Origin of the sequence: Pseudomonas mercuritolerans (genome assembly GCF_025706525.1) — a bacterium.
Taxonomy (GTDB): domain Bacteria; phylum Pseudomonadota; class Gammaproteobacteria; order Pseudomonadales; family Pseudomonadaceae; genus Aquipseudomonas; species Aquipseudomonas mercuritolerans.
Genome location: NZ_JAMSHA010000011.1, coordinates 15,108 through 27,878, shown reverse-complemented (window position 1 = coordinate 27,878; position 12,771 = coordinate 15,108). Strand labels below are relative to the sequence as shown.

9 protein-coding genes and 3 pseudogenes are annotated in these 12,771 nt (G+C 51.1%); 2 read left to right on the top strand and 10 right to left on the bottom strand.

Annotated elements, in window-relative coordinates; all coding sequences use genetic code 11:
• Positions 1-68: 68 nt before the first annotated feature.
• Positions 69-434 (bottom strand): annotated as a pseudogene (locus ND528_RS25745) (histone-like nucleoid-structuring protein, MvaT/MvaU family).
• A 133-nt stretch (positions 435-567) separates the two neighbouring features.
• Positions 568-2,772 carry a patatin-like phospholipase family protein gene (locus ND528_RS25740; protein ID WP_263471501.1) on the bottom strand — a complete coding sequence of 735 codons (2,205 nt, stop codon included), beginning with the start codon at positions 2,770-2,772 and terminating at the stop codon, positions 568-570.
• Between the two features lie 230 nt (positions 2,773-3,002).
• Here ND528_RS25740 and ND528_RS25735 point away from each other — a divergent pair, with 230 nt between their 5' ends.
• Positions 3,003-3,179, top strand: a complete 177-nt coding sequence (locus ND528_RS25735; RefSeq protein ID WP_263471500.1) for a DUF3606 domain-containing protein — start codon at positions 3,003-3,005, stop codon at positions 3,177-3,179.
• Between the two features lie 76 nt (positions 3,180-3,255).
• Positions 3,256-3,465, top strand: a complete 210-nt coding sequence (locus tag ND528_RS25730) for a hypothetical protein (protein WP_263471499.1) — start codon at positions 3,256-3,258, stop codon at positions 3,463-3,465.
• A gap of 538 nt (positions 3,466-4,003) precedes the next feature.
• Here ND528_RS25730 and ND528_RS25725 read toward each other — a convergent pair.
• From ND528_RS25725 to ND528_RS25690, 8 genes and pseudogenes are all read right to left on the bottom strand, one after another.
• A pseudogene (locus tag ND528_RS25725) lies at positions 4,004-4,914 on the bottom strand (DNA/RNA non-specific endonuclease).
• Positions 4,915-4,979: 65 nt separating this feature from the next.
• Positions 4,980-5,444 (bottom strand): hypothetical protein, encoded by a 465-nt coding sequence (locus ND528_RS25720; protein ID WP_263471498.1) that lies wholly within the window; start codon positions 5,442-5,444, stop codon positions 4,980-4,982.
• A gap of 384 nt (positions 5,445-5,828) precedes the next feature.
• Positions 5,829-6,080 (bottom strand): Imm32 family immunity protein, encoded by a 252-nt coding sequence (locus ND528_RS25715; RefSeq protein ID WP_263471497.1) that lies wholly within the window; start codon positions 6,078-6,080, stop codon positions 5,829-5,831.
• Positions 6,081-6,119: 39 nt separating this feature from the next.
• Positions 6,120-6,737 (bottom strand): hypothetical protein, encoded by a 618-nt coding sequence (locus tag ND528_RS25710; protein ID WP_263471496.1) that lies wholly within the window; start codon positions 6,735-6,737, stop codon positions 6,120-6,122.
• A 108-nt stretch (positions 6,738-6,845) separates the two neighbouring features.
• Positions 6,846-7,028 (bottom strand): hypothetical protein, encoded by a 183-nt coding sequence (locus ND528_RS25705; protein ID WP_263471495.1) that lies wholly within the window; start codon positions 7,026-7,028, stop codon positions 6,846-6,848.
• Positions 7,029-7,048: 20 nt separating this feature from the next.
• Positions 7,049-7,351, bottom strand: a complete 303-nt coding sequence (locus ND528_RS25700) for an Imm15 family immunity protein (RefSeq protein WP_263471613.1) — start codon at positions 7,349-7,351, stop codon at positions 7,049-7,051.
• A gap of 174 nt (positions 7,352-7,525) precedes the next feature.
• Complete coding sequence (locus tag ND528_RS25695) at positions 7,526-7,987, bottom strand: hypothetical protein (protein WP_263471494.1); 462 nt, start codon at positions 7,985-7,987, stop codon at positions 7,526-7,528.
• Positions 7,984-12,683, bottom strand: a pseudogene (locus ND528_RS25690) (RHS repeat-associated core domain-containing protein). Before ND528_RS25690 ends, ND528_RS25695 begins: the two are co-directional and overlap by 4 nt.
• Positions 12,684-12,771: the final 88 nt, after the last annotated feature.

Sequence of the window (12,771 nt, the reverse complement as noted above, 5' to 3'; positions counted from 1 at the left end):
AGAAATCGGAAGCCTCTACGTAATCAAAAAAAGAGCCCGTTAGGGCTCTTTTAAAAGCTGGCGACTCACTATTTGCTGAGCCACGTCTCCACTGTGTCGGAGCCGTACTGCTCCTTCCAAGCCTTCAACCCACGATGATTGCCGCCTTTTGTTTCGATCGTCTCTCCGCTGTGCGGATTTTTATAGACTTTAATCTGACGCGCCTTACGACTGCCCTTTTTGGCGGGAGCCGTAGAAACGCGACTATCCGTTTGGAGATCAAAAATATTGATGACATCCTTAAGGCTGAAGTCATACTTGGCCAGCAAATCACGAATCTTTGTTTCGAACTCAATTTCTTTCTTTAGACCAGCATCCCCCTTCAGAGCCTAAAATGCCTGCAACTGTTCTGCGAGATGTTTTCCGAGCTGGCGAAATTCTGCGAGTCTCGAAATGAAAACCTCATGGGCTGGTACTAATGACATTCAAATTGAAATCAAATCTAACAGACTGGTTCCCACCTAAAGCACTCCACCATTCGAAAGCTAATGGCCTACTCCTCTGCCACGCATAGATGAACAGGCACGCTCACACCGCTTGCCTGAATCCGCTGCACTGCCCCTTGAGGCCAGCTTTAGGTGTGAAAAACATCGATCGTTCATTTGCGGGGACAAGCTCGACCGGCCTTTTGACCTGATAGGCCAGCTCTGTATCGAACAAATTTATATCAACCCCACCCTGCGCATCGAAAAGCGCCCCAACGCGCCCCGTGTAATAAGCCGCTAAATCCCGCATCGCTCCATACATCCAGGGGGAGGAATCCACGGTCATTGCGACTGTGCCGTATTGCGGAAAGTGCGGACAGTCGTCATTGGCCATGCCTGAAGTGCCCGGTCCATTTTTTTGTATGAACCCGTACATTTCACACGAGGCAGGCTTTGCATTTGCCCACAAAGGGCTCTTCACATTTGAGATTGGTTTTGTACAAGCATCACTCAGCGCCTCAGCGCAGAGACCAACGTCCTTGGAGCAGGCCTTTGAGATATCACGCAACGACCGAACGACTGCCTCGCTGCCTATCGCCGGCTTTATAACGAACAGCCTGGCGAAGTATCTTCCTGCCGCCTTCTCCTTTGCGCTCGGCTCGACGCAAGCGCCACCATCAACCGGACTTTCGACAATGCACCCAAGCAGAACAGGGTGCCGCCAATTGTAAATATCGTACGCGTGTGTAGGCTCACCCTTTTCGGTACAGAACTCATCAAAGCCTTCGAGACCTGGCAGCCGAAGCGAAAGTCCTTGCTCACGTATCTGCGTTTTCAGGCGACAGACATCATGCATGTTGCCACCGCGATCCTCTGCATGATCGGAGATAATAATGTTGGGCACGCCACGTCGTATCAATGCGTAAGCACCAAGGTTTTCAGACTGACCGCCATCAGAAAGGTGTATGAAGGTTGAGTCCTTGGGAGCCTTCAGACGGTCAACGTAATAAAGCGGGAACGGCAATGCCATATGGCCAAAATAGGCAAAGTCCTGCACGTTCGGATTTCGGTATGAGCCTCCCCAGTTCAAGGACGACACCTTCATGCCGGCTGCTGCTAAATTTCTCCAGGGAGTACTCATCTCCCCCTTTTGCTGGTCATCGAAAAAAGCCGCCGACGAAACAACCGCCTCTGTAGGGGTGATACCTTCAAGTTCACCATCTTTGTATCCGTACAAGCCTGACCCAAATCCATACGGTGTGAACTCGAATGACGTAAAGCGCAAATCGGATTGCTCGCCGACGTCGAGAACAGACCGATCCTCTCCTGCGGTGGCATTGATGATCCACATCGGAGCGCCTTTCTCTTCGTACGTTCGCCGAATGTCGTTGAATGTCAGCTGACGCGCCTTCTTGATATCACCTTCACGACGTATCTCGCCGCTCTTGAGCAATGGCTTCACACACCCATCGTCCTGACAGAGCGGAGGGCTCGCGCCATAAGTACGGGCTATGCCTTTGGCGTACGCACGCTGGGTAGATGACACATTCCACTGCCAATCGAAGACGATGTTAGGAATCACATTGATGACGGCCGAGGCAATCAACAGAACCGAGTTTTCCACGATCTCGTTATTGATGCTGCCATCCTCGTCAGTGGTGTCATAGTTGAATGAACGAGCGCCGAACATATTGCGCCCGGTGCTGAAGATATCCTGATAGGCCCGTATGTAGTTCTGATATCGATAAGGATCATTAAGATTCTTCGCGTTTGGTACAGTGTTAGGAACCTTCTGTTCATAATTGGTGAAGTTTTCAGGGGGGCATCGCTCAAGGTCCAAAGGATGTCCCTCAAACATTTTGACGTAACGAGAAGGCAAGCAATCCGCAAAAAATGGGTTCAACCGCGCAGGGCTAAATTTCCCGGGGACTCTGAATTCGTCCCCTGTATCCAGAACTAGTCGCGAGTAGTACCAGTAGCCTGCGTAACCTCCTCCAGAGACAGTGGACAGGATATCGACCTTTTCCATGAGCCCAGTGGTGTGCATGCCTTGAAGCACCCCCATTGCAAAACTGGAAGCTTTGGTCCCTCCACCTGCCAATGCCAAGCCCAGGTTTGGAGGTGCTCTCCTCCCTGCCCCTTCTCGTTCGTTACGAAATAAGTAATCCATACGAGCCGGACCGAAATACCCGCTCTTGACTTCATAGGTCGAATTTTTCTTCAACCATTCATCTTGCGTTGGAACTGCTGCACACCCAGACAAAAGGATGAAACACAACGGAACGTAGACGCTAGGTACTTTGCTCATTGCGGTAACCATCCTTCCATTGGTATGCGCATAGCATAGATGAAAGTTTGCGTCATACACTGAGCGCAAGTACCTAAATAAATGAGCACCTCGGGCCTTTGGTACGTGCGTAAAAATGCGATTAAAGCTTGCCGCCGTTTTGCACATTACTCATTCACAAACTCCAAACGTCCGAGTTTGGCCTATGCTCATTTCTTCTAGAATTGCTGAACACACCCAAGGAGAAGGACATGGCTGATGACCTGCAAAACCGGGGCCCACAAGACAGGAACAGAGTGAACACTTCTGAGGAGTGGGAGCTGAAGTATTGGACGAAAGAGTTTGGTGTGACTGCGGACCAGCTCAAGGCTGCCGTGAAGGCCGTAGGGCCGATGGTCGCAGACGTAAGAACAAAGCTCGGTAAATGACTCTGGCGGTGCCATAGGTAGCGGCACCCACGATTCAAAGTGACCTTGCATATTTAGCAGTTAGGCAGGAGTCGAAATGCCCAATTCAGATCTGATGGCTCCATTACTTTCGAAAATCCACCAGAACCAGCTCGCGCTCGAAGCAGCCATCATGGAGCTCTCCAACTGGGTTGAACAACACGGCTCGGCCGAGGTTGCCGATAACGTGCGAGAAGCCCTCACAGCCATCGACCGCAATGAGGAATTCATCCAGATGACATTAGCGTTGATTGACGCGCCGATCTAGACGCTGTCAGGTGCTTGCCTGAAGTATGGCTGCTGATAGTACGCGGGAGAATTCAACCATCTTCACTAGCGCGGCAGGATGACTTCGAGCCGCAAAAAACTGGAGACCGAAATGACTAAACCAACACCCACAGATCAAGAAAAGCGCCGGCAGCAGAACGATAAGGCCGATGCTCTGAATAGCAACCGTGGCACCTCAGGATCAAATCCTACTAATGCGCATGTACACGGTAATCGTGGCAAGCAACTGAACCCAAACCAGCGCTAGGATCAACCTGCCCCGCTACACCGGCGGGGTGGATGTCGATTCGAAACGAATGCGTAAGCACAGGCGCGTTTCCGTTTGCGGATGGGGTGAGCTATTGATAGCCCATTCATCCTCTCGAAAAGTGTTCCTATGATTGTGCTTCACGATTTTTTCATGGCTACCAAATTAGGATCATCCTGCTCCTAAGATTTTGGCCCGCGCTCCCCACGCGGGCTTTTCTTTGCGCTACTCCGCTATCTCCGAAAACCCGCCTCCGGCCCTCATCAAATGTTCAGAGGGCTTCATCCGAACCCGTGCGCAGTTGTGCCGTCACTGACTCATCTACCACCGACGCGCATCCAATTTTTGGTGCCAACCGTCCAGGATTAACCTTCAACTCAGCCTGCACATCCTGCGGCAGGCCACTCCAAAGCGTTAGCCCTGACCGCTCTTCAATCTCTGCCACCGTTACCTGAAAATCGCAGAAACTGGCGGAACGCGGAGTACCCTGATCCATGACAAACGCAGCGTACAAGCCGTCAGCTGGAGTACTTCCCGTGAAGATGACCTTCCAGTAACCACTAGGAATGGTATGGACCTTGTTGGTACCAGGTAGTGAACCCATGTCTTTTTCGTACAGCGGACCGGTAGCCACATAAACCGCATCGACATCAGCAGCCCTGCTCAAGCTACGCTCCTGATCCTCTAGGCGGGCCCAAGCTCCCTGATTCAGATCCGCCTTTTGCGGCGTGATATTGGTAAGGTAGTTAAGTGTTTGCCAATCGGACACGCCGCCCATGGATGCCAGGTTCGCTTGGTGACCGCGGTCAATTCGCAGTGCAACACTGGGCCGTTGTAATCGACCGGATTGAGCGTTTCCCCCGCCGGCACCTCAGGATCTCTCTTCCAGTTTCGCGGGCGACCGCTAGCCGCGGTCTGCTTAGTGATCTTGTAAGCTACCCAATTTGCAAACTTCGTTGAGCCGTTGTTGTTAAGCGTATAAGCGTTGCGATAGAGGGTTTGGTGGTCTCCACCTACGGGGCATCCGACTGAGCAATTATCAATCGATGTCATCGTGGTCGGTAACAGATCCGATCGATCTAACGATTCAACCGGCTGCTGAGACGCGCATGCACTCAAAAGCGGTATGAGGATAAAAGGTAAAACTTTCACTCGTGCATTCCTTGCTCGTGATCTTTGAATGCAAAAATTTTAGAATCTATCTTCTCGCTCCACCAGCAATGTTGTTAGTAAAATTATTTCGATTGCTATTCCTGTTTTCGTAGAAGCTCACCTTGGAAGTAGTGAATGAAGGCTTCAGCCACATCAGGTAATACTTTTTTCAAGATCAGGTAATAAAGATAAATAGGTGTCGCGTCGCCAGCACCCTCCGCCTCCCAGCGCTCTTCGGTTTCATAACAAAAAAGGACGCAACGAATTAGTTCCGCGAGGCGAACATTATCCTTTCGAAACCGCTTCTCCATCCCCCATAATTCACTCGACAGTTTTTTACGCAAAAGCTCGTCATTAATTATGCGATAAAAGGTCGCATCGCCTAGAAGCGTTTTTAGCTTGTGCAACGGTGCAGAGGCAATCGAATCAAGCCTCCCTTGTTCGATTAGACTAAGCAGAAACCTAGCATAGGTACGCGTTATCTCACTAAATGACACATTCGCGAAAATTAACTCGCTTTCCAGCTTGTCAAACATTCCGCACTCAAAATCATCTTTCACTTTATTGTCCAACCTTTACGCAGACTTTATCTTAATACAGGCGAGGGTAAGGCAGCATTGCGTCCGTGACGTCCTTTCAGAGCTTGCGCAATGCAGTCCTGGATATACCTATTGTTCGCATATGTCTGTATGTATTCACTCAGAACGCAGAGCATATCGAGAATCTTTTTCTCAGATCCACGAATACGCCGCGAGCACAAAGTTGTAAGACAATTGAATACTGCTCCAAAAATTCTTCTGCTTCAGTTCAGAAGCGAGTTGCAGCAAAACAGCTTAGCTATCACTTCCTGAACTCTCACCGCTGCGCCCAACAAGCATGTATGGGGCCAACTTTATTTATTGGGCCTCCCAGCATTTCAGAAGCGTGAAAGATTTGCAGATGAACTAAAAATTTACAACTAAACCATTCAACGCGATGAAATCAACATTTTTCTCATAGTCAAAGCCCTCAACGACATCTTGGAGATGTAGGTGCTCGAGGCCGTTTTTAGCCATTTCCTCCGCAGCTTTAATCAAAAACGCACCGATCTCTCGTATGGTTTCGGGATCTCCAACTATCGACACTGACTCTAATCGAACTCCTTTCAGACCACCCTCTTCAACACCATGAACACTAAAATGATTGAGCTTGCTCACACGCCAGTCCTATCCTGTTATAAATCACAATGTAAACAACTACCCTAATCGGGGGTAGTCGGAGATCGTTCGAATCAAGCCTTTAAGCGCATTCGAGCAACCTATTGCCCGCCCCTCGCTCTTCATTGAACCGAGATCGATAGGTTTATACGCTTCAAACACCGCTTTCTTCGCTATATCACCGAAGCGTCCATAGCGAAAATCACATTCGAGCGTTGAAATCTTATATGAATCTCTAGTAGACCATTGATTAAATCGGATAACAAATCCCGGCGCTATAATTACCGCGCCTTCGCGTTTATCTTCAGAAAAATAAAGATTTATTAATTCACCGCTCGCATCAGCACTATATTGTTTTGACGCAAGCCCTTTTAAAACCGTGTTCAATCGAGTCTTACCTACAATTGAAAGCCCACAGCCTAAGCGCTCGGCACCGAAAAAATATTGCTTTAGGACCACCGTTACTTTCCGCCTGAAATATGGGGCTTGGTAAGCCTTCTCAAAAAAATGGAAACTAAGGGGATCACCCACGAGCTCGAAGTCGCAGTGTAGCAACTCCGTTTCAGAAAAATTTCTCAGTCCGAAAAGGGTTGATGGAAGGTGCCCCGCACCACCTAAAAATAGCTCAGCCACTTTAAAGAAATCAGTAGAAATCATGTGCATTCTTATGTTTACCGGGGAAGACTGAAGCGCCACATCACTTATGAAAGTAACAATTTTTATATTCAAATACACATTGGAATTGAGCTCGACCTACTCGATCCCTCAGCCAAAGCCTAACCAAACCTTCCAATCTTGTTTAAAATCACCCTTTAATAAATCGTTTTTCGAGACTGCATAAACCCTAACAATATCTTGACCGCATGCAGAATCATAGAGGCTGCTTTCATAAAAATCGAAAAGCGCCTTGCTACCCAACTTATCAAAAAAACCCTTTATCTCCTTCATTTCCTGAGAGTCACTTCATCTCAGCTCCCTCTGAACTTATCCAGAAAACCGACTGATGCTGGCACCGGATAGATAAAGATATTTGGAACAATTACATCTTGATCATCTAGGCTGTCAAAATCGGTAAAGGTTATGGCGTAAAAATTTAGTGCACCCGCCCGCCCCATTACGTTTATCAAATTCATCACAAAAATAGCAGCCCCAGCCAGACCTGCCGAAACTCTTTCGTTGCTCATTTCTTTTTTCAAAAAATCCAACCGCTTGTATCTTGATACAAGCGGTTTTTCCTTGAAGTCTTCATAGCTTTCAAAGAATACAGCGATATCATTACGGCTCTTTACTTATTATTTTGCCGTAAATATCAGCCAACTTCATTTAAGGGGGCACTCCATAATCGCCAATGCATTTTTTTCTTGGAGTGGGTTACATCCCTTTTTTCTAAGCGCTGGGATCGAGTTCGCACCACTCGATCCCTGAGCCAAAACCTAGTCAGGCCTTCAAACCTTATCCAAGGCGCCCTTAAAATATTGTAGAAAATCATTTTTTACTTCGGGATAAACCTTCTTTATATAGAAAAAGAAATACCACAAAGGTGTGTCCTCTCCCGTATCATCCCGCTCCCAATCTTCCTCATTACCAAAACAACAGATTACACAACGAACAAAATTTGCAAATACAGGATCCAGATCACGGTACTTCCTCTCTATTGGCCAGAGAGCTAAAAAAAAACTTTTCCTTTGCTCCTCATCAGACTCAAGCAATCCCGGCATCAAGGCTTTATCAAGATAGGAAGACATCATCTCAAGTTTTTCAGAGGAAATCCCGCTTAGTGCACCGCCTTCGATCAGTCGGCGCAGGAAACTCGCATAGCGACGTACCAACTGATTAATCGATACGCCAGCGGTGAGCAGTTCTGCCTCAAGGCTCTCGATTTCTTCAATTTCTTTCTGATCGCTCATTCTTTTACCCCATCACACACGCCGAGCTTACCCATAACTTGAGCGCAAGAACGGCAGAATTTTAATTGTTTACCATCATTCCTTACGGTCGTAGACGTTGCCCCTTGTGTAATGTCTCTCAAGGCTTCGACAGACTTAACATCGTTAGCCTTGGCGATTTTACTCAGGGCATCCGCTTCTCCGCAGTGCCCATGTATGAAAGGAGAACGCTGATCGTCTGGTATCGATTCATAGAGCTCTTGAACGACAGGGTGCTGAATACCTTCCCCACCTGCTTTTGCGCTATAGCCAACTTCTGGTGCTTGTAGGTTACCCGACTCGATTGTAGTGCGCGTACCTTTGTTGTTCGGCGTGATTCCTTTTTGACGAGCCAGCCCGCGCGGGTCAGTCCAACCAATTGGGTTAGGAACATACTGATAAAGATTCAACCCTCCTTCGTACCCAATAGGATCCTGGCTTATGAAACGGCCCACCGACGGGTCGTAATAGCGATAGCGATTGTAATGCAGCCCCGTCTCATGATCATGGTACTGCCCCTGGAATCGGATAGGGTTCGCAATCCCTTGCTGCTTCGCCCATTGCGACCTCTCCTCCCGTATCTCGCCCCAAGCTCTGTACTGAGCACTCCAAACCACCTCACCGTTCTGATCGGTCAACTCCAGAGGTGTGCCTAAGTGGTCGCATTGATACCAGGTCAATACATCGACAGGAGGCGATACTACGGAACGATTCCAGAGCGGATCATCCTCTAAGCTGTAATCCTCGTCGTAGTCAGGCAATCCCATCAGATTAATGGAATGATTTGTCATCGCCTGAGCGACAGGAATGAACGTTCCCGGTTCAAACACGTAATGAATGGTGCGCCCCGCCTCCCCATCCTGCTGAGCAGCACGACTTTCCCAAGCTAGGTTATCGCCATCCCAACCGTACAACGTAATGCCACAGCCATGCTCTCGCTGCAAACGAGCGTGTTCAGCGCTATTCCACAGTGAGCCTGCCGCCGGCCGCTGCTTGTAGTGAACCTTTGAATTCTTGGATAACCGCCGACCAAGGGCGTCGTAGGCAAACTCCACCGAAAGCCTTGAGTCCTCAAAATGCACCAGCCGATCGAACAGATCCCAACGCATCTGGCTGTAAGCACCGTCGCGCCAACGCTTGATCTGATTGCCACGCTCATCGTATTCGTAGTGAGTCCCTGCATACTCGCGCAACAGGTTGTCGACCAACTTGCTGCGCGGGGGAGTCAACTCCAAAGGCCGCCGACTTTCGGCCGCTTTCTCATCAAGCAGGTTACCCGCCGGGTCAAATCGAAGGTTTCAACACCCAAACGACTCACTGCGCTCAACAACCGGCTCACCGGATCATAGCGATAGGACAACTGGCCACGGCGCGTATCGTTGATTTCGTTCAGTTGTCCTGCTGCGTCGTAGGCGTACTCACGCTTGAGCAAAACCGACTTGTCATCACTACGGCCCAACAGTTGCTCTTGCAGGCGCCCGGCCGGGTCCCACTTCTGCGTCTGCACAAGACGATTGCCTTGATGCCGAGCCACTTCGCGATGAAGGTCGTCGCGCTCATAGCCAAGCAACTCATGCTCGTTGAGGCGCAATGCCAAGAGATGACCGCTGCCGTAGGTCAACCAACTGACCCGATGCCCATCAGGACGGATCGTGGCCACGCGTTGGTTGAGCACGTCGTACTCGTGTTGCCAGACAGCAACCAGTGGCTTGTCCAAACCGAGGTAGTGCTGATGCTCACGCACCATATTGCCGGCCAGGTCATGGAACCATTGCACTTGGCTGTCTGCGTTACTGGCGAGGATCATGTTGCCCCTGCCGTCATAGGCGTAACGCTCCGCCTGTGACTCATCGCCAAGCGAAGCAAGACGCTCGGTCACACGCCCCATCTCGTCATACGCTACCGTCACAACACGGTCACCGGTGGCGACCTTTGATAGGCGTCCAGAAGCGATATCGTACTGGTAGCGAGTCAGACGTCCGTCAAAGCCTGTTTCGGTCAACAAGCGTCCTACTGGGTCGTAGAGAAATTGCGCCGAGCGTTCATTCTGGTTCTCCAGAGCCTGCAGACGTCCCAAACGATCCCACCGATACCGCAGAGTCTGTTCGGCAGCGTCCACGCGTTCTTCGACGAAACCAGCTGCCGTGTAGCTCCACGTCGTGCAGCGATCCAATCCGTCGACATGGGCCAGAAGCCTGCCCTCAGCATCGCGCTCAAAACGCTCCTCTGTTTTGTCCGGATGCCGGATAAGCGCTACCTGCCCAGCCTTGTATTCGTATTCGGTGCTCTGCCCTGCTGCATCCGTTGCGCAGATCATCAAGCCGCGATCGTCATACTCCCATGTACTGGTCTTGCCCGAGCAATCCACATACTTGAGTAATTGACCCGCGTCGTTGTATTCGAGGGTCTTCTCGTTACCGTTGGCATCCTTGATGGCAATCGGCAGACCTTTTTTGTCATAGGCGTATTCAGTCTTGTTGCCGAGCGGATCGACCGTTTCAACCAGGTTGCCGGCGTCATCATAGGCGCGCAGCCATAGCCCGCCTTCCGCGTCCATGATTTTGATGAGTTGGTCGTGGTCGTCATAGGCGAAGTGCACCACGCTGTTGTCGGCGCGAATGTGCTCAAGCCGATTACCACGCTCGTCGTAGCTATAGCGATCAGTGGCCCCATCGGGATGCACATGCCGGACGACGTTTTTTACGTCATCACGGAACAACCACTCCGACAAGCCATCGGCGTGACGAATGCGATACGTGTAGCCCAGGCTGTCGTAGTAATGCCATGTTTCGTTGCCGTGAGCATCCGTGACGTACGTCAGACGAATGTTCTCATCCCATTCCAGACGGGTGTCGAAACTGCCGTCATCGGCCCACTCGCGCACCGCCTTGGCATCGGCGCCCGTGCCCTGCCATTGCAAGTTCATCCCACGCCCGGTCCGGTCCGTGTAGCGCGTGATCAGATGATGCTCATACTGATACGACCAAGCCGCACCGTTCTCATCCTGGGCGAGAATCAGGTCGCCTAGCGCGTCATACTCATAAGCGCACAGCTGACGCTGTGGCGCCCCGTCACGGATCTCCCAAAGGCCGGTCAAACGGCCATGAGTATCAATCAGCGTACCGAGATGACGATGTACCTTGGTGATGTCATTGTCCTGATAGGTAATCAGGTCGGACAACACGGGCGCCTCACCGTGACGATGCTCATGGTGCAGCATGATTCCGGCGCCACTGCGCAGCACAACACCTACCAGCAGGTAACTTTGCCCATGACGGCTGTAGGTTTCCTTGCGCTCGAAACCCCGGCATAGCAGCAACTGCCCCTCGCTGACATGCAGCAAGGTGATGTTTTCAATCGCGTCGTAATGAAACTGCCCGATCTTGGGTAGCGGATAGTTGTGGCTTCGGCCGTCTGCATCGTAGAACACCAGACCATCATCCTGCTCATCGATGCAAGTCGTGAACGCGGTGATCCAGCGCGCGCCCAAGATGCCAGAATCATAGGCGCTCAGGTCTGAGCAATACGTGCGAGCCCAATCAATAGGGAACGCGCCGGGCAAGCTGAAATCAGAGTGATCAAACGTCTCCGTACCCATGGCAAAGCTGATGCGTTTACAGGTCGCAGGGCATACTTCGTTTTTCTCATCATTGGGGCGCGTCTTCGGCTTCGAGTCAGCACGGCTGACTTCGACCTTACCGTCGCTGGCAACGCGTCGGGATTGACTGGTCATGCCCGGTTTGACGTTACCGCCCTGCCCGTGCGCATTGCGCATACGCCAGGCCGCAACGGCGCTGGCCAGCACCACCAGCAGCGCGCCGATGGAGCTTTGAACGGCTGGATCACTCAACTTGTTCAACTGCGTGCGCAGCTCAGGTCCCATGGCGCGCAGTGATTTCGTATGAGCCAGAACTTTTTTCTTTGCTTGTTCAGGCAACAAATGCTCGGCCGCACTGTTGGCAACGCCTTTGCCCGCTGCTTTGTAAACGTTCGCCGCGGCGCCAAAGATGTTGCTGATCGCGCTCATCGGATCATGGAGCAATTGATCGCTGGCAGCGCTGGCCATCTGCTCTGCCGCTTTCAGATTGCCTCTGGCATCGAGCTGTCCGTTTACAACCCTTTCCAAACCGACGGCAATTTCGTTGAGGATCTTCTCACCCAACTCCCCTGCATCACTGAGCAATTCCTTGAGTTTGGCTTGAGCCTGCTTAACGAAATCATCGATCACGCCGACGATGTCAGCATTCAAATGACCGACCACGACGTTGATCAACGCATCGCCCAACACCAGCTTGCCGACCTTGGCGACCTCCTGACGGACAAGGAACAATGTCGGTCGCAAGCTCATGCGCGCGGCCGCCATGTTCGGCGGCATCGGCAAGACACCAATCAGGTTGATCCCGAGACTGACCCAGTTCAAAGGATCTCGTCGTGGGCTGTTGGAGAGTGTCACAACATCATTCAGCGCATCGACCAACGCCATGATGTTGCCGACAACAGGCAGCGCGCCGGCGACCGTCTTGATGCGCTCCAATGTCACCAGATCGCCACTGATCTCTCGCAACCAGGCATCAAATTGAGCCGCACTGCGCCCCACGTCTTCCACCATGATCAGATTCAGCGGAACAACGGCGACTTGTGGTTCACGTTTGGTTGCAACAGCGGTATTTGTCGTCATGGAAGCGTCTTACCAGCCAGCAGGCTCGGGAATTCAGGGATGTCATGAGGCTCATCGCCATTGAGAGATTTCGACTGCACGTCGCCGC

Excerpts from the sequence above, each read along its gene's own strand:
- ND528_RS25740 (WP_263471501.1), bottom strand. The coding sequence starts at position 2,772 with ATGAGCAAAGTACCTAGCGTCTACGTTCCGTTGTGTTTCATCCTTTTG.
- ND528_RS25735 (WP_263471500.1), top strand. The coding sequence starts at position 3,003 with ATGGCTGATGACCTGCAAAACCGGGGCCCACAAGACAGGAACAGAGTG.
- ND528_RS25730 (WP_263471499.1), top strand. The coding sequence starts at position 3,256 with ATGCCCAATTCAGATCTGATGGCTCCATTACTTTCGAAAATCCACCAG.
- ND528_RS25710 (WP_263471496.1), bottom strand. The coding sequence starts at position 6,737 with ATGATTTCTACTGATTTCTTTAAAGTGGCTGAGCTATTTTTAGGTGGT.
- ND528_RS25705 (WP_263471495.1), bottom strand. The coding sequence starts at position 7,028 with ATGAAGGAGATAAAGGGTTTTTTTGATAAGTTGGGTAGCAAGGCGCTT.
- ND528_RS25695 (WP_263471494.1), bottom strand. The coding sequence starts at position 7,987 with ATGAGCGATCAGAAAGAAATTGAAGAAATCGAGAGCCTTGAGGCAGAA.